The following is a 20,973-nucleotide window of genomic DNA, read 5'->3' as shown; positions in this document are numbered from 1 at the left end:
GGTATCTTCGGCCGAAGAAGTAAAAGGAATGATCAGAAACAGCATACGAAGAGTCACTGAACGTCCTTATAGTGAAGCCGCGTTGATCGGCCGACCACCGCAGACCGAGCGAAGCCCTCGTTGCAGGAGATTCCGTACGATGACGACGCCCGCATCCGCGGTGCCCGAACACCCTTCCGACTTTTCGCCGCCCGTCGTGGGCCGCTGTCCCATGGGGGGCGACGCGTCCCGTGTGCCCCTGAGCGGGCCCGGATTCCACACCGAACCCCACAACGTCTACCGCGCGATGCGCGCCGAGCACGGACCCGTCGTGCCCGTGGAACTGCCCGGCGGGGTCCCCGCCTGGCTGGTCATCGGCTACCGGGAACTCCACCAGATCACCAGTGACGGCGAGTTGTTCCCCCGGGACGTCGGACTGTGGAACCAGTGGGGGAAAATCCCCGAGGACTGGCCGCTGCTGCCGATGGTCGGCCGCCCGATGCCGTCCATCTACTTCACCGCGGGCGCCGAGCACCGGCGCCATGCCGCGATGGTCGGTCGGGCGCTGGAGGAGGTCGAGCACTTCGAACTCCGCAGGCAGTGCGAGGAGTTGGCGGACCGCTTGGTCGACGGATTCTGCCACCGGGGCACCGCCGACCTGATCGCCGACTTCGCCGTACCGCTGCCCGTGCTCGTCCTCGCCCGGCTCCTCGGGTTCCCCGACGAGGAGGGCCCACTGATTGCCGAGGTGCTCCGGGACCTGGCCGACGGCGGCCCCGGCGCCCAGGAGGCACACCTCCGGTTCGGCGAGCACATGGGGCGGCTGCTGGCGGCCCGACGGGCCGCGCCCGGCACCGACGTGACCTCGCGCATGCTCGCCCACGCAGGGGAGTTCACCGACGAGGAATACGTGCTCGACCTGATGGCCATCACGGCCGCAGGCCACCTCACCACGGCCGACTGGATCGGCAACTCGCTGAGGCTGATGCTCACCGACGACCAGTTCGCCGTCGCGCTCACCGGTGGCCGGCACAGCGTCGCCGAGGCCATGAACGAGGTGCTCTGGGAGGAGGCGCCGACCCAGATCCTCGCCGGGCGCTGGGCCGCCCGCGACACCCGGCTCGCCGACCGGAACATCCGCGCCGGGGACATGCTGCTGCTGGGCCTCGGCGCGGCCAACTCCGATCCGCACATCCGCCAGCACCTCACCGTCGCCCAGGGCCGCAGCGGCAACAGCGCCCACCTGGCCTTCAGCCACGGCGAGTACCGCTGCCCCTTCCCCGCGCAGGAGATCGCCGAGATCATCGCCCGCACCGGCATCGAGGTGCTGCTGGACCGCCTGCCCGACCTGGAACTGGCCGTACCGGTGCCGGAACTGGTCCGGCGGCAGTCCGCCTTCCTGCGCGGGATGACCGCACTGCCCGTGAGCTTCGCCCCCGTACGCCCGACAGGAGACCTGCCGTGACCTGCCCGCACGCCGCCGCCGCGAACGGAGCCACCGGGGCCGTCGTCATCGACCCGCTCGTCCAGGACCTCGACGGCGAGACCGCCCGGCTGCGTGACGCGGGTCCGGTCGCCAGGATCGAACTCCTCGGCGTACCGGCCCTCGCCGTCACCCGGCACGCCCTCGCCCGCCAACTGCTCGTCGACCCGCGCCTGGTGAAGGACCTCGACGCCTGGGAACTCTGGCAGCGCGGCGAGGTCACCCACGAGTGGCCCCTGATCGGCATGATCGACGCCGGACGGTCCATGTTCACCGTGGACGGCGCCGAGCACCGGCGGCTGCGCAGCAAGACCTCCCAGGCACTCACCCCGCGCCGGCTGGAGGAGATCCGCCCGGACATCGAGAGGTTCACCGGCGAACTCCTCGACGCCCTCGCCGAACAGGCCGCCCGCAGCGAGGACGGAGTGGTCGACCTCAAGTCGGTCTTCGCCCAGCCGCTGCCGATGCGGGTCGTCGGCATGCTGATGGGCGTCGACGAGGCCGAACACCCCATGCTGCTCAGCCGCTACAAGGCGTTCTTCTCGATGCTCACTCCGCAGGAGGAACGGCTCGCGCTCCTCGCCGAGCTGGACGTCTTCTACACCGCCCTCGTACGTGAACGGACCGCGCACCCCGCCGACGACCTCACCAGTGCGCTGATCCTCGCCGAGGAGGGCGGCGAACCGCTCACCGAGGAGGAGGTCGTCGGCAACCTCAAGGCGATGGTGGCCGCCGGGCACGAGACCACCATCGGGCTCGTCCTCAACGCCGTACGCGCTCTGCTCACCCACCCCGACCAGCTGCGCCGGGTCCTCGACGGGGAGATCTCCTGGGAGAACGTGATCGAGGAGACCCTGCGCTGGGACACGCCCACCACCCACCTGCTGATGCGGTTCGCCACCGAGGACATCCAGATCGGTGACGTCACGATCCCCAAGGGCGAGGGCGTCGTCATCTCCTACCGGGCGATCGGCCGCGACACCGAGCAGCACGGCGCGGACGCCGACGCCTTCGACTGCGGACGCCCGGCCCCGATCCGGCACATGACCTTCGGCCACGGCCCGCACATCTGCCCCGGCGCCGCGCTCTCCAGGGTCGAGGCGCAGATCGCCCTGCCCGCGCTGTTCGCCCGCTTCCCCGGGCTGCGCGCCGCCGTCCCGGACGAGGACGTGACCAAGCTGCCGGTCATGACGCAGAACGACATGGCCGCCTTCCCCGTCCTGCTGAACGGCTGAGCCCGGGGCCCTCCCGGGTCAGTTCGGCGCGTTCCCCAGCGCACGGTCCGCCGCGGCGGCCGACTCCTGCCACAGCGTGGTGACCGGCTCCCACACATGGACGCCCCGGGGCATGCCCACGGTCGCCGCGCCGAAGGTCACGCCGTAGTGGGAGGGGTCCGCCGCGACGGACAGGCTGCCGACGACCCGGCCCTCGGTGGCCGCGGGGTCCGCGGTGCGCACGGCGGCGTAGGCCCGCTCGCCGCCGGACAGTACGTACGGGCCGCTCTCGGAGGGCGGTACGGGCAGGGCGGAGCCGTCCAGTCCGCGGAAGGTGATCGTGGGGATCCGGTCCACCGTGCAGGACCGGTCACCGGTGTTGGTGACGCTGATCCGGGCGACGTTCCGCTGCCCGCCGGGCGCGGCGCGTACGTCGAGGTTCTTCTCCTGGCAGGTCGCGGGGGCGGCGGTCCCGGTGGGCGCGGATCCGGCGGTGGCCGCCGTCGCGGTGCCGGTCAGGGCCAGGGCGGCCGCGGCGCAGAGGGCGGGCGTGAGTGCGGAGCGGAGGCGCATGGTGGTTCTCCCCTTCGATCGGCATGCGTCGGCACGCATCGACATGCGTCGACGTCCCGCAGGCCGGGGCGGCCGACATGGACAGTGTGGACCGTAGGACCCGATCTCCGCGACAGATCGGGCATACCGTGCCGCCGCGCCCGGCGTGCAACCGCCCCGGGTACCCACACCGGACGCCCCGCTACCGCCTGCGGACCGTGGCCAGGACGTCCCGGTCCGGCTGCAGGGTCAGCGACGGCACCGGGTTGACGACCCCTGGGTCCACCACCAGCTCGAAGCGGCGCGCCAGCACGGCCAGCACCAGCACCGCCTCGACCATCGCGAACCGGGTGCCCAGGCAGGCCCGGGGGCCGCCGCCGAACGGGAACCAGGCGTACTCCGGGACGTCGTCGCCGGATTCCGGGTCCCAGCGCTCGGGGCGGAACTCCTCCGGCTCCGGGAACCACCGCGCGTCGCGGTGCGTCACCCACTGGCTGCTCCACACCCGGGTGCCCTCCGGCATCGGGACGCCACCGATCCGCGCCCCCTCCTTCGCGACCCCCGTGACCAGCCAGATCGTCGGATACAGCCGCAGCGTCTCCTTGACCACGGACTGCGTGTACGTGAGCCGCGCGTAGTCCTCGATACCGGGCTCCCGGTCGCCCAGCACCCGGTCCAGCTCCTCGGCGAGCGCGGCACGCACCCGGGGCTCGCGGGACAGCAGGTACCAGGCCCACACCAGGGTGGAACTGGTCGTCTCGTGCCCGCCGATGTACAGCGTGACCGTCTCGTCACGGATCTCCCGGTCGCTGAGCCGGGCGCCCTTCTCGTCGACCGCGGTCAGCAGCCGGCTCAGCAGGTCGGGGCGGTCCTCCCCGCCGTCGCGGTGGCGGGCGACGACCCGGGCCACCTCGGCGTCGATGACCGCGGAGGCCCTTCTGATCCGGGCCCGGCCCGGCGTCGGCACCCAGTCCGGCAGGACGGCGCCGAGCCCGGCGAACTCCTTGCCGATCTCCCGCTGCGCCACGTCCATCGCCCGGCCCATCGACTCGGCGTCGGCCGGCGTGTCCACCCCGAAGATGGTGCGCACGGCGATCCGCTGGGTCAGCGCCGCCATCTCCCGCTTGACGTCGATCCGGTCGCCGTCCGACCAGCCGTCCGCCAGCTCCACCGTGCTGTCCGTCATCGTCGACGCGTACGAGCGCACCTGCTTGGGCCGGACCGAGGGCTGCACCAGGGAGCGCTTGCGCCGCCAGTCCGCGCCGCGGGCGACCACCACGCCGTTGCCCATCACCGTGCGGAAGGCGATGCCCAGGGCAGGCTGGTCGAAGGAACGTTCCGTCTCGCTGAGCAGTTCGCCCACGCACTCCGGATCGGAGACGAACACGCAGGAGTTGGGGCCGAACCGCCAGCTCACCATCGGCCCGTACGAGCGCAGCCGGCCGAAGAAGGCCAGCGGGTCCTGCCCGAACCGGAGCAGGCTGCCGAGGAACGGCAGTCCCCTCGGGCCGGGGACGATCCGGTACTCGCGCGCCGGGGTGCCGACGGCCGGGCCGGTCTCCGTGGACATGGGAGGTCTCCGCTCTTCATGGCGCACCCGAACCGGTACGCGGCGACTGGATCCAGCCGCACCGCCCGCCGTCCGGAAACCCCATCGGCCTTGTGCGGTACGTGGGTTGACGAGCCTAACCACCTGCCGCCCGCCTGGGGACGGGGCGGGCGGCAGGTGGCGGAGAATGGGCGGTCCGTGACCGCCGGACGGCTGTCCGGCGGTCACGGAACCGCGGGTCAGGCGTGCGGCGGTACGTGCGACGGGCGGCCGCGCCCGCGCGTGAGGGAGTACCCGAAGACGCCCGCGAGCGCCCCGAGGATCCCGCCGCCGACCGTCCACAGCCAGCGGTCGGTCCACCAGCCCGAGGCCCAGCCGTCCTCGGGCTCACTGCCGAGCGAGACCGTGCGGGTGGAACCGTCGCCGTCGTCGTCCGACGAGCCGTCCGTGGCCTGCGCGACGGAGGAGATCCCGGGGACCAGCGGCTTCGACAGGGTGCCGTCCACGTCGGCGGAGCCGCCCTTGTCGACGGAGGTGACCTCGACCTCGGCCCGCACCGGCAGACCGAGGTCCGTCGACGGCAGGTCCACGACCGTCAGCCGGACGTAGTAGCTGCCCGGCAGCGGGTCGTTGGCCCACGGCTCGGACCAGGCACGGACGGTCCGCAGTACGCACTTCAGCTCGACCGTCCGCGCGTCGGCGGCGGCCTTGCCGGTCTGCCGGCCGTACATGCACGCCTGGCGGCGGCGCAGTCCGTCGTACACGTCGACCTGCCAGGTCGACGCGCCGTGCCGGGCGGTGTCCTGCGGCAGGGTGATCGTCGCCGTGACGGTGGCGCGCTGCCCCGCGTCGGCGGGGAACACCCAGTACAGGTAGTCGCCGGTGGACGCCTCGGCGGTGGCGCGCTGGCCCTGCTGGAGGGCGGTCGCGGTACGGAAGGCGGTCCCGGCCTCGGTGGGGGCGGAGCCGTCGCCGGATCCGTCCCCGGAGGCGGTCGGGCTCGGGCTCGTCGACGGGTCGTCGGCCAGCGCCGCGCCCGCCGGGGTGAGCAGGGCGAGCCCGGTGATCAGGGCGCCCGCGAGCAGACGGGTTGTCCTACGCATCAGTTGGTCCTCCAGACGGCGACGCGCCAGCGCGAGATCCAGCCGAATACCAGACCGGCGAGCAGTCCGGTCAGGACGAGCACGCCCAGCAGCCACCAGCCGCGGCCGAGCCCGAACGCGGCGACGTCGGCGGCGTCGTCCGGGCCGTCCACCACGTCGATGGTCAGCTCGATCGGCAGGCCGGGCTCGGTCTTCACCGAGGCGGGGGCGGAGAACGAGTTGCCGACCTGGAGGCAGACCGTCTCGGCGGCGGGCTTGTCGCTGTCGGTGCCCTCCAGTTCGGCCTTCGGGTAGCGCAGACCGGAGGAGATCACGTCGGTGCGTCCGGTGCCGGACTCCGAGCCCCGTACGATCTCGCGGCCGTGCACGGTCAGCGCCCGCATCAGCACGCCGTAGTCGTTGTTCACGGCGCGGTCGGCGGCGACGCTGACCGAGGCGCGCAGCTCCTGACCGGGCAGTACATCCACCCGGTACCAGCGGTGCTGGCCGAAGGTCTCGCGGTCGGTGTACAGGCCGGGCTTGAGCTGCGGCGCGTCGGTGCAGCTGCCCGCGCCCTCGGTCGCCACCGGGGTGACGACGGGTTCGGCGGCGCGGTCCACCAACTGCTTGACGCGGCCGGAGAGTTCGTCGGTGTGCTTGACCGCGGTGTAGGTGCCGCCGGTGGCCTCGGCGATGCAGGTCAGCTGCTCGCGGATCTTGGTGTTGGGCACCAGGCCCAGGGTGTCGATGACCAGGTGGATGCCCCGGGCGGCGATGTCGCGGGCCACCTCGCACGGGTCGAGCGGGCCACAGGTGTCCTCGCCGTCCGTGATCAGGACGATCCGCCGGGTGGCGTCACCGCCCTTGAGGTCGTCGGCGGCGCCCAGCAGGGCCGGGCCGATCGGGGTCCAGCCGGTGGGCGCCAGGGTGGCGACGGCGGTCTTGGCCTCGGTGCGGTCGAGCGGGCCGACCGGGTAGAGCTGCCGGGTGTCCTTGCAGCCGACCTTGCGGTCGTTGCCCGGGTAGTCGGCGCCGAGCGTGCGGATGCCGAGCTCCACCTGCTCGGGCACCGCGTCCAGCACCTCGTTGAACGCCTGCTTGGCGGCGGTCATCCGGGACTGGCCGTCGATGTCGCGGGTCCGCATGGAACCGCTGACGTCGAGCACCAGCTCGACCTTGGGGGAGGGTTGGGCAGTGGGTTCGCCGGCGGCGGCGGGGAGCGCCGAACCGAGCCCGGCGGTCAGGGTGGCGAGCAGAATGCCCACTCCGACCGTCAGCCTTTTTCTTATGATCATCGCCGGATCCTATTGAAGATCGCGGCGCATCCCCAAACCGGCGAGGGGGCGGTCGCCGGGCCCGCTGGGGAACCGTCAGGAACCGCCCAGCAGAGGGCCGGAGGCCCGTTCCAGCACCGATTCGATCCGCTCCCAGGCTGCCAAGTCCCTCGGTACTGGCGGAAGTTGAATGCCCTCGCCGGTTCCCCAGCCGACGGCTACCGCGACCGGGTCGGCCCCGGTGGCCGCGGCGGCGGCCAGTGCGGCGGCGCCCAGCGCCACCGGTTCGTCGCCGCCGGGCACGACCACCGGCCGCCCGGAGAGCCGCCGCACCGTCTCCACCCAGACCCGCCCCCGCGCCCCGCCGCCGATCAGCCGGAGCGGGCGGGCGGCCACCGAGGGGTCCGCCGGGTCGAGCCCGCAGGCCCGCGCCAGCTCGTCCTGGGCACGCAGTACGGTGACGACGGCCCCCTCGTAGGCGGCGCCGAGCAGTTGCCGGGGCGTGGTGTCGTGGCGCAGGCCGGTGAGCAGCCCGGAGGCGTGGGGCAGATCGGGGGTGCGCTCGCCGTCGAGGTAGGGGAGGAGCACCGCCTCGCCGCCGGGGGCCGCCTCCTCCCGGTCCAGGCCGAGCAGGGCGGCGATCCGGTCCACGGCGAGCGTGCAGTTCAGCGTGCAGGCCAGCGGGAGGTAGGTGCCGTCCGTCGCGGCGAAACCGGACAGTGCCGGTGAGACGGGCCGGGTCCGGGAGGCGGCGAAGACGGTGCCGGAGGTGCCGAGGCTGAGCACGGGGTGGTCCAGCAGTCCGGCCGCGCCCAGGCCGAGGCCGACGGCCGCGCCCATGTTGTCCCCGGTGCCCGCGGCCACGGCGATCCCGGCGGGCAGGCCGAGCGCCCCGGCCGCCTCGGCGGTCAGCCCGCCGGCGCGGTCCGCGCCCGTCCGCGCCACCCGGGGCAGCAGGGCGGCGTCCAGGCCGAGGAGTTCCAGGAGCACGGGGTCGTAGCCGCCGCTCGCGGTGGAGTACCAGCCGGTGCCCGAGGCGTCGCCCGGGTCGGTGACGGCGGTGCCCGCGAGCCGCTCGGTCAGGAAGTCGTGCGGCAGGCGCAGCGCCGCGGCCGCGGCGGCGGTCTCCGGCTCGTGCTGCCGCAGCCACCGCCACTTGGACGCGGTGACGGAGGCCACCGGCACCGACCCGGTCCGCGCGGTCCAGGCTGCCGGGCCGCCCAGCTCGGTGGTGAGCGCGGCCGCCTGCGGGGCGGAGCGGGTGTCGTTCCACAGCATCGCGGGGCGCAGCGGGCGGCCCGAGGCGTCGAGGACGACCAGCCCGTGCTGCTGTCCGGCGACCGCGATGCCGGCCACCTCCCGGGCCTCGGCACCCGACTCCGCGAGCCCGGCGCGCACGGCCGCGCACAGCGCCCGCCACCACTGCTCGGGATCGCTCTCCCGGGCGCCCGCCTCCCCGGCGACGGTGTGCGCTGCCCGGCCGGCGCCGAGCGTGCGGCCGCTGTCGGCGTCGACGAGGACCGCCTTGGTGGACTGGGTGGAGCTGTCCACGCCGATGACGACGGTACGCGGCGGCATGGGGCCTCATTCCTGTGGGTGCTGCGCGGGAGACCGCATTCGATCGTGCGCGGAACAAATTACGTGAGCGAGGGCGTGCCGAACACCCCGGTGCCCAGGACTTACGAGACGGAGACACTCCGTGCATCATTAGTCATGTCACTGAACAAATGAGAGCCGGGTGTCCGCGCGGCACCGGGCCCGACGGCAGCGAAGGCGGCCAGACGATGACGGAACGCTTCACGCCCACCCCGGACGACCGGTTCACCTTCGGGCTGTGGACGGTGGGCTGGCAGGGGCGCGACCCGTTCGGCGACGCGACCCGCGCCCCGCTCGACCCGGCCGAATCCGTGCGACGGCTCGCGGAGCTGGGCGCGTACGGGGTGACCTTCCACGACGACGACCTGATCCCGCCCGGCGCGACGGAGGCCGAGCGCGAGGGGACCGTGAAGCGGTTCCGGCAGGCCCTGGACGCGGCCGGGCTGGTCGTCCCCATGGCCACCACGAACCTCTTCACCCACCCGGTCTTCAAGGACGGCGCGTTCACCGCCAACGACCGGGACGTGCGCCGCTACGCGCTCCGCAAGACCCTGCGCAACATCGACCTCGCCGTCGAACTGGGCGCCACCGTCTACGTGGCCTGGGGCGGCCGCGAGGGGGCCGAGTCCGGTGCCGCCAAGGACGTCCGGGTCGCCCTCGACCGGATGAAGGAGGCGTTCGACCTGCTCGGCGCGTACGTCACCGAGCAGGGGTACGACCTGAGGTTCGCCATCGAGCCCAAGCCGAACGAGCCGCGCGGCGACATCCTGCTGCCGACCGTCGGCCACGCCCTCGCCTTCATCGAGCGCCTGGAGCGCCCCGAGCTGTTCGGCGTCAACCCGGAGACCGGCCACGAGCAGATGGCCGGGCTGAACTTCCCGCACGGCATCGCCCAGGCCCTGTGGGCGGGCAAGCTCTTCCACATCGACCTGAACGGCCAGTCCGGCATCAAGTACGACCAGGACCTGCGCTTCGGCGCGGGTGATCTGCGCCAGGCGTTCTGGCTCGTCGACCTGCTGGAGACGGCCGGTTACGCGGGCCCGCGCCACTTCGACTTCAAGCCGCCGCGCACCGAGGACCTCGACGGCGTCTGGGCGTCGGCCGCGGGGTGCATGCGCAACTACCTGATCCTCAAGGAGCGGGCCGCGGCGTTCCGTGCCGACCCCGCCGTCCGCGAGGCGCTCAGGGCCGCCCGCCTCGACGACCTGGCCCGGCCCACCGCCGAGGACGGGCTGCGCGGGCTGCTGGCCGACCGCTCGGCGTTCGAGGAGTTCGACGCGGACGCGGCGGCGGAGCGCGGCATGGCGTTCGAGGCCCTGGACCAGCTGGCCCTGGACCATCTGCTCGGCGTCGCCTGAACCGCGCCCGGGGCCCGGTGGCCGGTCAGCGCGGCAGGTCGGCCGCGTACGCCACCGGGTCGGCCAGCACCTCCGTCAGCACCAGGGCGGCGGCGCCCCGGGCCGCGTCCCCCGCGCCGGACGACGGACGCAGCCGCCCGCTCCCCGGCGACCAGAGCCCCGACACCACCCGGCCGGTCAGTTCCCGGGCGGCGGGCGGCGCCAGCCACGGCATCAGCCCCCGGTAGATCCCGCCGAGCACCACCGCGTCCGGGTCCAGCAGATTCACCGCGCCCGACAGCACCCGGCCCAGCATCCGCCCGGCCTCCGCCAGGGCGGCCACCGCGGGCCCGTCCCCGGCGCGGGCCCGCCGCTCCAGCTCGGCGACCCCGGCCCCGCCCCCGCCGTCCTCGATCCCGGCGGCCCGCAGGAGCGCCGTCTGCCCCGCGTACCGTTCCAGGCAGCCGCGCGAGCCGCACCGGCACCGGGGCCCCTGCGGATCGACCACCACGTGCCCGATCTCCCCGGCGAACCCGTGCGCCCCGCGCCACAGTTCGCCGTCGACGACCAGGGCGCCGCCGACCCCGATCTCCCCGGTCAGATAGAGGAAGCCGCGGACCGGCCCGAGCCCGCCGAACCACAGCTCGGCCAGCGCCGCCAGATTGGCCTCGTTCTCCGCCCGTACCCGCAGCGCCGGACGGCCGGGGCGCGCGGCGGCCAGCGCGGCCGCGAACAGCTCGTCGGCCGGTACCGCGTTCCACCCCAGATTGGGCGCCTGGCGCACCGTGCCCCCGGAGACCAGACCGGGCAGCGCGAGCGTCGCCGCCACCGGGAACAACTCCTGCTCGCGTGCCGAATCCAGGGTCCGCGCCGCGATCCCGGCCGCCCGCGCCAGCACGTCCCCGGGCGGTGCGCCCCGGTTGTCGAGGTGCTCGGTGAGCCGGACCCGCCCGGTGCCCGCCAGATCGACGACGCACACCGACACGTAGTCGATGTTGACCTCCACACCGAGCCCGGCGGGCCCGGTGCGGGCCACCTTGAGCGCGGTGCCGGGGCGGCCCGCCTGGCCGCTGAAGGTCTTGCCGGACTCGGTCAGGAATCCGATCCCGAGCAACTGCTCGACCAGTGAGGAGACCGCGGCCCGGGTCAGCCCCACCCGGGCGGCGACCGTGGCCCGGGTCGCGCCGCCGTCGGGCTCGTCGCGGACCGCCCGCAGGACCAGGCTGAGATTGCTCCGGCGCACGGTGTCCTTGTCGGCCTTGGGCCCCAGCGGTGTGACGTTCCTCTTCATGTCGGGCCGAGCCTATGCGATCGCCCGTACGAACGGCCGGGTGCGCCGGAGCCCCCGTACCCGGCGGGGAGGACGGGGGCTCCGGGGCGGGCGGCCGCTCAGGGCTTCGCGCCGCGCTCCTTCAGCATGTCGGCCATCAGCGCGATCTCCGACTCCTGGCCGCGCACCATACCCGCCGCGAGGGCGCGGATCGCGTCGGTCCCCGCCGCGTTGGCGGCCGCCTGGGCCATCTCGGCCCCGGCCCGGTGATGCACGGTCATCAGCTTCAGGTACATCACCTCGGCGTCCTTGCCCTTCGCCGCGCGCAGCGCGCCGAGTTCGGTGTCGGTCGCCATGCCGGGCATCAGCGAACCGTCGCCCCGCGGCTCGAAGGTGTGCCCCATCCACTTCATGGGCGGGGCGCTCGACGACTTCGGCCGCCCCCACAGCTCCAGCCAGCCGAGCATCATGCCGCGCTGGTTGGCCTGGGTGTTGATGATGTCGTACGCGAGCCGGCGCACCGCCACGTCCGAGGTGCGGTCCCGGACGATGAACGACATCTCGACCGCCTGCTGGTGGTGGATCGACATGTCCCGGGCGAATCCGACGTCCACGGAACTGTCCGAAGGCACGGCCGCGCCCTCGTCGGGCCCCGCGGACGACGACGGCCGTACGAGCATGAGCGCGACCAGCCCGAGGGCCAGCAGCAGCACCGCCCCGCCGGCCAGCATCATCGGACGGGAGGAACGGGCGGGCCGGGAAGCGGTGGCAGGGGACGCGGACGTCACTGGGCGATCCCTCCCGTGCAGGCGGCACCGGGCTCGGGGGTCTGCGGGCCCTGCACGTACTTGGTGAAGAACTGCTCGACCCGCGAGTCGGCGGCGTCCTTCACCGTCACCTGCTTGCCCCAGGCGTTGAGCATCAGCGGATCGGCCTGGTCCTCGACCGGGCTCATCAGCGAGTAGGGCGTCGACTCGACGCGCTCACGGAGCTTGTCGAGGTCGGCCTTCTTCGCCTTGCTGTTGTACGTGACCCAGACCGCGCCGTGTTCGAGGGAGTGGACCGCGTTCTCCTTCGGTATCGCCTTGCTGTAGACGTCGGCGTCGCAGTTCATCCAGACCGGGTTGTGATCGCCGCCGACCGGCGGGTTCATCGGGTAGTCGACCTTCTTCTCGACATGGTTCTGGGTGAGCTTGTCCCAGGTCCGTTCGCCCGTCACCGGCGAGGTCTTGGCCTGGGCCTCGGCCTTGTCCTTGTCGTCGGCGGCGGACATCAGATAGGCGCCGCCCGCGACGAGTGCGCCGACCACGACGACGGACGCGGTGATGGTGAGGATGCGGTTGCGCCGCTCGCGGGCTTGTTCCTTGCGGCGGGCCTCCTCCAGCTTCGCGCGGCGGGCGGCGGAGTTCTGCTGCTTGGTGTTGGCCATGGGGGTCCTCGGGTTCGACGGAGAAGGGGGAGAGGGAAACAGGGCATGCGTGAACCGTCCCCGGGACTTTCCCCGGGGAACGGGGCCTGTTCCTAGATCCGTTGAACCTGAAGGCGGAGCCGGTCGACGTCGTGTGCGGCGTCGTTGGACGGGCCGCGGATCGCGGCCGCGCCGGTGAGAGGGGTGGCCGGGGCGGTGGTGACCAGGCAAGGCAGGGCCGCCGGGGCGCTCTGGGCGGGCAGGACGACCGGGATCGTGTGCTCGGAGCTGCCGTGGCAGGAGCTGCCCGCGGCCCGGTCGTCCGGGGAGTCGGCCACCACGATCCGGACCGGCTCCGGATCGACGGGCGTGAGGACCCGGCCGGCGGCCACCCCGTGGTCGGCGCCGCCGTGCGCGGAAGGCGCCGCGATCGCGCAGCACGAGACCATGGCGAGCAGCACGAACACCCAGCCGAGCACGGTAGGGGCGCAGATGCCCCGGGTGCGTCGGCGCGGATGCCCGCTCAGCTCGTCCATCCCGCCATCCTACTGGTGTGTGAAGTTTCAATGAAGGGTGGTCGCGGCGGCGGCCGGACGGGATCCGCCCGGCCGCCCGGGTGCCGTCAGCCCCGCTCGACGTCCACCTCGGTGAGCCGCCCGTACCGTTCCGGGTCGGTGCGGCGGATGCGCAGCGCCACCACGACACCGGCGACCACCACCACCGGCAGCGGCACCAGCAGCGCCGCGTTGACCGCGCCGGTGCGCCCGGTGAGCAGGTCGAAGTGGAGCATCGCGAGCACCGAGAGCACCGAGAGCCCCACGAAGGCGATCAGCGGAGCGATCCCGACCCGCCAGATCGACATGCCCTGACGGTCGCGGCGGAAGAAGAAGCAGACGGCGAGCGCGGCCAGCGCCTGCATGATCATGATGCCGAGCACGCCGGTGCTGTTGGTCCACAGGAAGATCTCGCCGTACGGGTCGGCACCGATCAGCGCCCCGCCCCCGACGATCACCAGGCCGATGGCGGTCTGGACGACGACCGCGGCCGCCGGCGACCCCTGCCGGGCCGACACCCGGCCGAGCCGGCGCGGGAGCAGCCCCTCGCGCCCCAGGGCGTAGAGGTAGCGGGCCGCCGCGTTGTGGAAGGCCAGGGTCGCCGCGAAGGCGCTGACCACGATCAGTACATGCATCGAGTCGGCCAGCCAGGGGCCGACGAACCGGTCCGCCACATGGAACGTCAGCTGCGGCCCGTCCGAGGACCGGGCCATCGCCACCGACCGGTCCGTGCCGAGCCCGCCCATCAGGATCCAGACCCCGGCCGCGTAGAACAGCGCCAGGAAGCCGATGGCCACGAAGGTGGCGCGGGGCACCGTGCGGGCCGGGTCGCGGGCCTCCTCGGCGTAGATCGCGGTCGCCTCGAAGCCGGTGAACGCGCCGATGACCAGGACGAACATCCCCGCCATCCCGCCGGAGGAGGTCAGCACGGACGGATCGAAGGAGGTGAGGTCCAGGGCGGCGGTCCCCCGGTCCGCCAGCACCCCGATGTCCATGACCAGCAGCACCAGGACCTCCAGCACCAGCGCCACCCCCAGCACCTTCGCGCTGAGCGTGACCCGCAGCCAGCCCAGCACCCCGGTGCCCAGGACGCAGAGGAGGGACAGCGGCCACCAGGGCAGCTCCGTCCCGGTGAGGTCGCTCAGCGTCGTCGAGGCGAAGTAGCCGAAACCGGCCGCGACCCCGGGGGCGACCAGGTTGTACGAGAGCGTCGCCAGGTAGGCGGTGGCCACGCCGAGCGTGCGGCCGAGCCCCCGGGCCACGTACGCGTAGAAGGCGCCGGCGTTGCGCACGTAGCGGCTCATCGCGGTGAAACCGGCGGCGAACAGCACCAGCAGCGCGCCGGAGACCAGGTAGCCGAGCGGGGTGCCCGGCCCGCCGATGCCGATGGCGAACGGGGCGACACCGGCCAGCACCGTCAGCGGGGCGGCAGCCGCGACCACGAAGAAGACCAGGTCGAAGGTGCCGATCTGGCCCTTGGCGAGGCGCCCGGCCGCCGCGTCGTCCGAGCGGGCCTCCGGCGGGGGAGGGGCGGCGGGAGGTGCTGCGGGGGTGGGCGGCGGGACGGCCGCAGAGGCTTGCTTCATGGGTGGTTCCTCAGGTGCAAACGGGCGACCAAATGCCGAAGGTGATACCTGCTTCAGGCGTGGGTCAGCAGAAAAAGCCAGTTCAGAGCAGCCCTGTCGGGGCGCGGCGCTCAAGCTATCTGGTATACCGAATACCAGGCAAGGGGGTGCGGAAGCTTTTCGGAATCTGCGATGATCGCGGCACGGGAGCCGGAAGGGACCGGCTCCGACGGGCAGGATGAGGAAGCGAGTCCATGAGCAGCAGCCGAACCGCCGGCCCCGCCGTCACCGGCACGATCGGTGCGGCCCACCAGTCGCTCGGCGAACAGGTCTACGGGGAACTGCGCGAGCGGATCATCGACGGCCGCTACTCCTCCGGGCACCGTGTCGTCGAACGGGAGCTCGCCGACGAGTTGGGCGTCTCCCGCATCCCCGTGCGGGAGGCCATCCAGCGGCTGGAGACCGAGGGGTTCATCGCCGTCCGGGCGCGCCGGGGCGCGGTCGTGGCACCGCTCGGACCGGCCGAGGCCGCGGACTTCTTCGACATCCGCGAGCGCCTGGAGGCGCTCGCGGCCTCGCTGGCCGCCCGCCGCGCCGACCGGGACGGACTGCGCACCCTGGAACGGCTCCTGGAGCGTGCCCGCCGCGTCGCGGACTCCCCCCGCCGCACCCACGAGCTGGGCTCGGTCCACGCCGACTTCCACCAGCAGATCGTCCTCATGTCCGGCAACCCGCTGCTCCAGGGCCTGATGGCCCCGCTCGACGGGCGGCTGCGCCGGCTCTTCGGCCTCACCTCCGAGCCGGACGACGGGCCCGTGATGTGCGGCGAGCACGAACGGCTCTACGAGGCGATCAGCAGCGGCGACGCCGAGGCGGCGGAGCGGATCGCCCGCCTCCATGTCGCCGGGACGCGCGAGGCCGCCCTGCGGATGCTCGCCGCCGCCGAGTCCGCAGCTCCCTGCCCCTGACCGCCCCCGAACCACCGAAGGAGACCCGCCCCATGGCTTCACCCGTCCCCGCCCCCGCGCACGTCCTGTTCACCGCCGTCCGCCGCCCCGACGGGAGCACCGGCGATCTGCTGGTCTCCGACGGCCGGATCGCCGGCCACGACCCGGCGGAGCTCCCCGACGGCTGCGCCCGGGTGGACGCCGCCGGGGCCCTCGTGCTGCCCTCGCCGGTCGACGCGCACATCCACCCCGACAAGTCGACCTGGGGCGGCCCCTGGCTCAGCAGGGAGCCCGCCGCGACCCTCCGCGACCTGATCGACGGCGACGTACGGGCCCGCGCCGCGATCACCGCGCCGGTGGAGGAGCGGGTCGGCGCGCTCATGGACCGGGCGATCGCCCACGGCACCCGCGCCATGCGGGCCCATGTGGACGTCGCCCCCGTCCACGGCCTGGACGGGGTGCGCGGGGTAAGGGCGGCGGCCGACGCCCGCAAGGACCTCCTGGACGTCCAGGTCGTCGCCTTCCCGCAGCTCGGCCTGTTGAGCGAGCCCGGCACCGCCGAGCTGATGGAACGGGCGCTCGGCGAGGGCGCCGACGTGATCGGCGGCCTCGACCCGATCGGCATCGACGGCGACCTGGACGGCCACCTGGACTTCGTCTTCGGCCTCGCCGCCCGCACCGGCGCCCCGCTCGACATCCACCTCCACGACGGCGGCCCCGAGGGCATCCGCCAGGTCACCGAGATCGCCCGGCGCACCGTCGCCGCCGGGATGGAGGGCCGGGTCGCCATCGGGCACGCCTTCGCCGTGGCCGAGCTGGCCGGTGCGGAACTGGAGCCCGTCGCCCGGCTGCTGGCCGAGGCGGGCGTGTCCCTGGTCACCTGCGCGCTCGGCGCCGACCCGGTCCTGGACCCGGCGCTGCTCGCCCCGCACGGGGTGCGGCTCGGCGTCGGCTCGGACGGGGTGCGCGACGCCTGGACGCCGTTCGGCGACGGCGACATGATCGCCCGCGCCCATCTGCTCGCCTACCGCACGGACGCCCGCACCGACGCCGAACTCGCCGCCTGCTACGAGGCGGTGGCCCAGGAGGGCGCCGCCCTGCTGGGGCTGCCCGCCTCCCGGCTGGAAGCGGGGGACCCGGCGGACTTCGTCCTGGTGGCCGCCGGGTCGGTGGCCGAGGCCGTGGTGGACCGCCCGGTGCCGTCCCTGGTGGTGCGGGGAGGCCGGACCGTCGCCCGCGACGGCCGGCTGGTCTGAAACGCGTCCGTGCGGCGCGTCGGGAGGAGACAGCCGCACGGATACCCGGTGGCACGGTGCGGGGCCGTGCCGGGTGCCGTGCTGGCAGTCGTGAGCGCCCGGCCCCGGTGCCGGATGCTCAGCCCCGGTCGAGCGCGCGGTCGGTGAGGGGCCCGGCGCAGCCGGTGTAGCGGGCGGGGTCGGTGAGATCGCGCAGATCGAGCCCGGCGAGTCCGGGCTCCTCGTCGAGCACGTCGGCGAGGATGTCGGACAGGTCGGTGGTCTCCGCGCGGGCCCGCTCGGCGGCGTTCACCAGGACCTCCTCGGCCCGCCTGCGGCCGAGCCGCTCGGCGAAGACCGCCGCCAGCCGCTCCGCGACGATCTGCCCGCCGGTGAGCTGGAGGTTCTCCCGCATGGCGTAGGGGGCGACGCGCAGCCCGTCGAGGAGCCCGGCGGTGTGCCGCGCCGCCCCGCCGACCAGCCTCAGCAGCTCGCGCAGCGGCTCCCACTCGGCGTGCCAGGCCCCGGCCGCCCGTTCGTCCTCGGCCGCGAGCGAGCCGTACAGCGTCGCCGCCAGCCCGGGGGCGCGGCGGGCGGCCGCCACGATCAGGGTGGCCCTCACCGGGTGGCTCCGGTGCGCCATGGCGGGTCTGCCGCCGCCGTGTTCCTCGGCGACCTCGCCGATCTCGGTGCGGGAGAGGCTGAGCACGTCGGCGGCCGGTTTGCCGAGCGCGCCCGCCGTGAAGGCGAGGGCCCCGGCCAGGTCGGCGATCGGGGTGCGCAGGGCGTGCCACGGGAGCAGCGGTTCGGCGAGGCCGAGCTCGTTGGCGTACGCCTGGAGCAGCGGCAGCCCGGGATCGATGCCGTCCAGGTCCACGGTGGTCGCGTACGCCCCGAAGGCCGCCAGGGTGCCCGTCGCGCCGCCGAGCTGCGCGGGCAGCGACGCGCGGACGGCCAGCAGCCGGTCCCGTGCGTCGAGGATCATCGAACGCCACCCCGCGGCCTTGAGCCCGAAGGTGGTCGGTGCGGCCTGCTGGGTGAGGGCGCGGCCCGCCATCGGGGTGTCGCGGTGCGCGACGGCCAGCCGGGCCGCCGCCTCCGCGGCCCGCGCCAGGTCGTCCAGGACCGGGGCCAGGGTCCGGGCGGCGACGAGCATGGCGGCCGTGTCCACGATGTCCTGGCTGCTCGCGCCCCGGTGCACGTACGGCCGGACCTCCGGTGCCACCGCCGCGGCGAGCCTCCGGGCCAGCGGGAGGACCGGGTCGCCGCCCGGTACGGCGGCGAGCGCCACCTCCCGTACGTCGAAACGGTCCGCGTCGGCCGCCTCGGTGACGGCCCGCCCCGCCTCGGCCGGAGCGAGCCCGCGGTCGGCCTGGGCCCGGGTGAGCGCCGCCTCGGCGTCGAGCATCGCCTGGAGGAAGGCGCGGTCGCCGGCGGCCGCCTCGGCGGGGGAGCCGGCCCGGCCGGGGGCGAGCAGCCCGGCGTCGCTCTCGGCCGCCGGGTCGGTGGGCTGCATGCGGGGGTCCCTCCGTGGCTGCGGGGGCGCGCCGATGCCGGGCGCCGCTGCGTGCGCATTCCGCACGCTAGAGCCTGGCGCGCCCGGCGGCCATCCGGGCCATATGTTTTACGGGTGTAATACCTGCTAAGGTATGTGAGTGAGTGATACAACTACCTGGTCCCGGCAGCCCTCCGTCCGCAGACTCCCGCTGGTCGCCCCGCTGCGCCTCGCCCGGCCCTCGGACATGTGGTTCAAACCGGCACTGAGCGTGGTCGTCGCCACCGCCGTACCCGACCTGCTGCTGTACGCCGTCGACCGGCTCGACCTCGTGATGTACACGATGGCCGGATCGCTCTGCGCGCTGTACGGCCACAACCTGCCCTACGCCCGCCGCGCCCGGGCCGTCGCCGGTGTCGTTCTCGGCATGGTCCTCGGCATGGCGGCCGCCCTGGTGGCGGCCTCCCTCACCAGCTCGGTCGCCGTGCTGATCGCGGTGGGGGCGCTGCTCGCGGCGGTGCAGAAGACGCTCTGCGACGCGACCCGGATCGGCCCGCCCGGACCGGTGATCTTCACGTTCGTCACCTCCGCCTCGCTCTTCGCCCCGCAGCACCTCGGGCAGGTGCCCGGCCATCTCGCGCTGACCCTCGCCGGGGGCGCGTTCGCCTGGCTGGTCACGGCCGGCCCCGCGCTGCTGCGCCGGGAGGGCCCCGAGCGCCGTGCCGCCGCCCGCGCCCTCGACGCCGCCGCGGCCCACCTCGCCCACCCCGGCCCCCGCACCCGGCACGCCGCGGCCGCCGCCGTGCACGCGGCCCGGCAGACCCTCCTCGACACCGGCCGCCCCACCCCCACCCGCCGCGCCCTCGAACGCCTGGTCGCCGAGGCCGAGGCCGCCCTCGCCACCGCCCCGGACCCCGACCCCGCCACCCCCGAACGGCTCCGCGCCCGGGCCCGGGCGACCCGTGCCCGCGGCCCCGTCCCCGGCACGCCCGAGGAGTTCCCCGGCACCGGTGCCGAACGGGCGGTCCGGCGCGGCCCCGACCGCCGCGCCCTGCTCCGCCGGCTCGCCCCGGGCTCCCCGCTGCTCCCCATCGGCGCCCGCGCGCTCCTGGGCTGCGCCCTGGCCGGATACGCCTCCCAGGCCGCCGGTGTCGGCCGGCCCTACTGGGCGATCGTCACCGCCGCCGCCCTCTTCCAGGCCAACGTGACGCTCTCCTGGCACCGGGCGGTCCAGCGCACCCTCGGGAACCTGCTGGGCGTGCTCGTCTTCGCCGCCGTCCTCCCGCTCAGCCGTCTCACCCCGCTCGCCCTCATCGGCCTCTGCCTGTTCTTCGCCTTCATGGCCGAGGCACTGATCACCCGCAACTACTGGCTCGGCTCCGTCGCCGTGACCCCGATGGCCCTGCTGGTCCTGGAGTTCGCCGCCACCCACCCGGCCGGCGAACTCGTCGGGGACCGGGTCCTGGACACCGTCATCGGCGCCGCGGCGGGGCTGCTCGCCACCATGCTGGTCACCAACCGCCGGGCCGCCGGACGGCTGGAGCAGGCCCTTGCCGCCACCGACCGGGCCCGCCTCGGAGCCGTCCGGGCACTGGCCGCCCCGCAGACCGGCCCCGAGGCGCTCGACGCCGCCCACCGCGAACTGGCCGGATCGCTCGTCGAACTGCGCGAGGCCGACGACACCGCCGCGGGCGAATGGTGGCAGCGCGCCCTGCCCCAGGCGCAGGTGCGCGCCGCCGAGCAGGCCGCACACCGTACGCTCGCCGAGACAGCGACCCGGCGGGCCTCGACCGCCCGCGTCCCGGAGAACGGAGCGGTGTGACCGACGACATCGTCGCCTCGGTGGTACGGCAGTGGCAGGCCGTCAACCCGGAACTGGACACCGGACCGATGGAACTCATCGGCCGCATCAACCGCTGCGCGGCCCTGCTCCAGCAGGCGGAGGACGCCCCGCTGCGCGCTGCCGGCCTGACCCGCGCCGAGTTCGACCTGCTCGGGGCCGTACGCCGTACCGACCGCGAACTCACCCCCGGCGAGCTGGCCAGGGAGACCTTCTCGTCCGGAGCCGCGGTCACCAAACGCCTGCGGGTCCTCCAGGAACGCGGCCTGCTCGACCGGCGCGGCGACGACCGGGACCGCCGGGTCAACCACATCCGCCTCACCGAGCGGGGCCGCGAACTGGTGGACATGCTGCTGCCCCGGCAGCTCGCCTACGAACGCACTGTGCTGTCCGGCCTGGACGAGCGGTCCCGCGACCGGCTCAGCGCCCAGCTCAGCGAGCTGCTGGTGCAGCTGGAGGGACGTATCGGCGGCGCCCGGCGGTGAACCGGGGCGGCCGGGCGGCGGCGCGCGGAAAAGGCCGCGCGGAGGGCGGGGCGCCGCTGCTACCGTCCACGGCATGAAGCGCGCTGCCATGACGACGACGCCGGAGAG

The 20,973-nt window shown here is 74.2% G+C and carries 18 protein-coding genes; 7 read left to right on the top strand and 11 right to left on the bottom strand.

The genetic code is table 11. The features are described from left to right. Positions 1-139: 139 nt before the first annotated feature. Positions 140-1,444 carry a cytochrome P450 gene (locus tag ACIQGQ_RS22590; protein ID WP_402398425.1) on the top strand — a complete coding sequence of 435 codons (1,305 nt, stop codon included), beginning with the start codon at positions 140-142 and terminating at the stop codon, positions 1,442-1,444. Further along, on the top strand, positions 1,441-2,697 hold the full coding sequence (locus tag ACIQGQ_RS22585; protein ID WP_402398424.1) for a cytochrome P450: 1,257 nt from the start codon (positions 1,441-1,443) through the stop codon (positions 2,695-2,697). Before ACIQGQ_RS22590 ends, ACIQGQ_RS22585 begins: the two co-directional genes overlap by 4 nt. 18 nt (positions 2,698-2,715) lie before the next feature. Here ACIQGQ_RS22585 and ACIQGQ_RS22580 read toward each other — a convergent pair whose 3' ends face one another. The 5 genes from ACIQGQ_RS22580 to xylB all read right to left on the bottom strand — a co-directional run bounded on the left by ACIQGQ_RS22580 (position 2,716) and on the right by xylB (position 8,711). Further along, positions 2,716-3,249 carry a DUF4232 domain-containing protein gene (locus ACIQGQ_RS22580; protein ID WP_402398423.1) on the bottom strand — a complete coding sequence of 178 codons (534 nt, stop codon included), beginning with the start codon at positions 3,247-3,249 and terminating at the stop codon, positions 2,716-2,718. Positions 3,250-3,430: 181 nt separating this feature from the next. Beyond that, a complete protein-coding gene (locus ACIQGQ_RS22575; protein WP_402398422.1) occupies positions 3,431-4,798 on the bottom strand; it encodes a cytochrome P450 in 1,368 nt (455 codons plus the stop codon). Between the two features lie 218 nt (positions 4,799-5,016). Next, positions 5,017-5,880, bottom strand: coding sequence for a hypothetical protein (locus ACIQGQ_RS22570; protein ID WP_402398421.1), 864 nt, complete (start codon positions 5,878-5,880; stop codon positions 5,017-5,019). Beyond that, positions 5,880-7,154 (bottom strand): VWA domain-containing protein, encoded by a 1,275-nt coding sequence (locus tag ACIQGQ_RS22565; protein WP_402398420.1) that lies wholly within the window; start codon positions 7,152-7,154, stop codon positions 5,880-5,882. The genes ACIQGQ_RS22570 and ACIQGQ_RS22565 overlap by 1 nt, the downstream gene beginning before the upstream one ends. A 75-nt stretch (positions 7,155-7,229) precedes the next feature. After that, a complete protein-coding gene (xylB, locus tag ACIQGQ_RS22560; protein ID WP_402398419.1) occupies positions 7,230-8,711 on the bottom strand; it encodes a xylulokinase in 1,482 nt (493 codons plus the stop codon). 206 nt (positions 8,712-8,917) lie between these two features. Here xylB and xylA point away from each other — a divergent pair, with 206 nt between their 5' ends. Continuing rightward, positions 8,918-10,087, top strand: coding sequence for a xylose isomerase (gene xylA / locus ACIQGQ_RS22555; protein ID WP_402398418.1), 1,170 nt, complete (start codon positions 8,918-8,920; stop codon positions 10,085-10,087). A gap of 25 nt (positions 10,088-10,112) precedes the next feature. On the opposite strand, the gene ACIQGQ_RS22550 is transcribed toward xylA, so the two are convergent. From ACIQGQ_RS22550 to ACIQGQ_RS22530, 5 genes are all read right to left on the bottom strand, one after another. Next, a complete protein-coding gene (locus tag ACIQGQ_RS22550) occupies positions 10,113-11,357 on the bottom strand; it encodes an ROK family protein (protein ID WP_402398417.1) in 1,245 nt (414 codons plus the stop codon). 98 nt (positions 11,358-11,455) lie between these two features. Further along, positions 11,456-12,070: a DUF305 domain-containing protein gene (locus ACIQGQ_RS22545; RefSeq protein ID WP_402398531.1), complete on the bottom strand. Its 615-nt coding sequence runs from the start codon at positions 12,068-12,070 to the stop codon at positions 11,456-11,458. 50 nt (positions 12,071-12,120) lie between these two features. Continuing rightward, on the bottom strand, positions 12,121-12,765 hold the full coding sequence (locus tag ACIQGQ_RS22540) for a DUF3105 domain-containing protein (protein ID WP_402398416.1): 645 nt from the start codon (positions 12,763-12,765) through the stop codon (positions 12,121-12,123). A gap of 92 nt (positions 12,766-12,857) precedes the next feature. Beyond that, entirely contained in the window at positions 12,858-13,280 is a 423-nt protein-coding gene (locus tag ACIQGQ_RS22535) for a hypothetical protein (RefSeq protein ID WP_402398415.1), read from the bottom strand. Between the two features lie 86 nt (positions 13,281-13,366). Beyond that, positions 13,367-14,884: an APC family permease gene (locus ACIQGQ_RS22530; protein ID WP_402398414.1), complete on the bottom strand. Its 1,518-nt coding sequence runs from the start codon at positions 14,882-14,884 to the stop codon at positions 13,367-13,369. Positions 14,885-15,117: 233 nt separating this feature from the next. On the opposite strand from ACIQGQ_RS22530, the gene ACIQGQ_RS22525 reads away from it, so the two are divergent. Further along, positions 15,118-15,831, top strand: coding sequence for a GntR family transcriptional regulator (locus ACIQGQ_RS22525; protein WP_402398413.1), 714 nt, complete (start codon positions 15,118-15,120; stop codon positions 15,829-15,831). A 32-nt stretch (positions 15,832-15,863) separates the two neighbouring features. Continuing rightward, a complete protein-coding gene (locus tag ACIQGQ_RS22520; RefSeq protein WP_402398412.1) occupies positions 15,864-17,066 on the top strand; it encodes an amidohydrolase in 1,203 nt (400 codons plus the stop codon). Positions 17,067-17,184: 118 nt separating this feature from the next. Here ACIQGQ_RS22520 and pcaB read toward each other — a convergent pair whose 3' ends face one another. Beyond that, entirely contained in the window at positions 17,185-18,561 is a 1,377-nt protein-coding gene (pcaB, locus tag ACIQGQ_RS22515) for a 3-carboxy-cis,cis-muconate cycloisomerase (protein WP_402398411.1), read from the bottom strand. Between the two features lie 139 nt (positions 18,562-18,700). Between pcaB and ACIQGQ_RS22510 the strand changes: the two genes are divergently transcribed. Together ACIQGQ_RS22510 and ACIQGQ_RS22505 are read left to right on the top strand one after the other, a co-directional pair. Then, positions 18,701-20,362 (top strand): FUSC family protein, encoded by a 1,662-nt coding sequence (locus tag ACIQGQ_RS22510; protein ID WP_402398410.1) that lies wholly within the window; start codon positions 18,701-18,703, stop codon positions 20,360-20,362. Further along, positions 20,359-20,865: a MarR family winged helix-turn-helix transcriptional regulator gene (locus ACIQGQ_RS22505; RefSeq protein WP_402398409.1), complete on the top strand. Its 507-nt coding sequence runs from the start codon at positions 20,359-20,361 to the stop codon at positions 20,863-20,865. Before ACIQGQ_RS22510 ends, ACIQGQ_RS22505 begins: the two co-directional genes overlap by 4 nt. Positions 20,866-20,973: the final 108 nt, after the last annotated feature.

The sequence above is a fragment of the Streptomyces sp. NPDC092952 genome, from assembly GCF_044754785.1.
Lineage (GTDB): Bacteria > Actinomycetota > Actinomycetes > Streptomycetales > Streptomycetaceae > Streptomyces.
Note: the sequence above shows the minus strand (reverse complement) of the source record. Positions and strands in the feature narration are given on the sequence as shown.

What these genes read in the sequence shown, in the direction of transcription:
- ACIQGQ_RS22590 (WP_402398425.1), top strand. Translation starts at nt 140, where the DNA reads ATGACGACGCCCGCATCCGCGGTGCCCGAACACCCTTCCGACTTTTCG.
- ACIQGQ_RS22580 (WP_402398423.1), bottom strand. Translation starts at nt 3,249, where the DNA reads ATGCGCCTCCGCTCCGCACTCACGCCCGCCCTCTGCGCCGCGGCCGCC.
- ACIQGQ_RS22575 (WP_402398422.1), bottom strand. Translation starts at nt 4,798, where the DNA reads ATGTCCACGGAGACCGGCCCGGCCGTCGGCACCCCGGCGCGCGAGTAC.
- ACIQGQ_RS22570 (WP_402398421.1), bottom strand. Translation starts at nt 5,880, where the DNA reads ATGCGTAGGACAACCCGTCTGCTCGCGGGCGCCCTGATCACCGGGCTC.
- ACIQGQ_RS22565 (WP_402398420.1), bottom strand. Translation starts at nt 7,154, where the DNA reads ATGATCATAAGAAAAAGGCTGACGGTCGGAGTGGGCATTCTGCTCGCC.
- xylB (WP_402398419.1), bottom strand. Translation starts at nt 8,711, where the DNA reads ATGCCGCCGCGTACCGTCGTCATCGGCGTGGACAGCTCCACCCAGTCC.
- xylA (WP_402398418.1), top strand. Translation starts at nt 8,918, where the DNA reads ATGACGGAACGCTTCACGCCCACCCCGGACGACCGGTTCACCTTCGGG.
- ACIQGQ_RS22550 (WP_402398417.1), bottom strand. Translation starts at nt 11,357, where the DNA reads ATGAAGAGGAACGTCACACCGCTGGGGCCCAAGGCCGACAAGGACACC.
- ACIQGQ_RS22545 (WP_402398531.1), bottom strand. Translation starts at nt 12,070, where the DNA reads ATGATGCTGGCCGGCGGGGCGGTGCTGCTGCTGGCCCTCGGGCTGGTC.
- ACIQGQ_RS22540 (WP_402398416.1), bottom strand. Translation starts at nt 12,765, where the DNA reads ATGGCCAACACCAAGCAGCAGAACTCCGCCGCCCGCCGCGCGAAGCTG.
- ACIQGQ_RS22535 (WP_402398415.1), bottom strand. Translation starts at nt 13,280, where the DNA reads ATGGACGAGCTGAGCGGGCATCCGCGCCGACGCACCCGGGGCATCTGC.
- ACIQGQ_RS22530 (WP_402398414.1), bottom strand. Translation starts at nt 14,884, where the DNA reads ATGAAGCAAGCCTCTGCGGCCGTCCCGCCGCCCACCCCCGCAGCACCT.
- ACIQGQ_RS22525 (WP_402398413.1), top strand. Translation starts at nt 15,118, where the DNA reads ATGAGCAGCAGCCGAACCGCCGGCCCCGCCGTCACCGGCACGATCGGT.
- ACIQGQ_RS22520 (WP_402398412.1), top strand. Translation starts at nt 15,864, where the DNA reads ATGGCTTCACCCGTCCCCGCCCCCGCGCACGTCCTGTTCACCGCCGTC.
- pcaB (WP_402398411.1), bottom strand. Translation starts at nt 18,561, where the DNA reads ATGCAGCCCACCGACCCGGCGGCCGAGAGCGACGCCGGGCTGCTCGCC.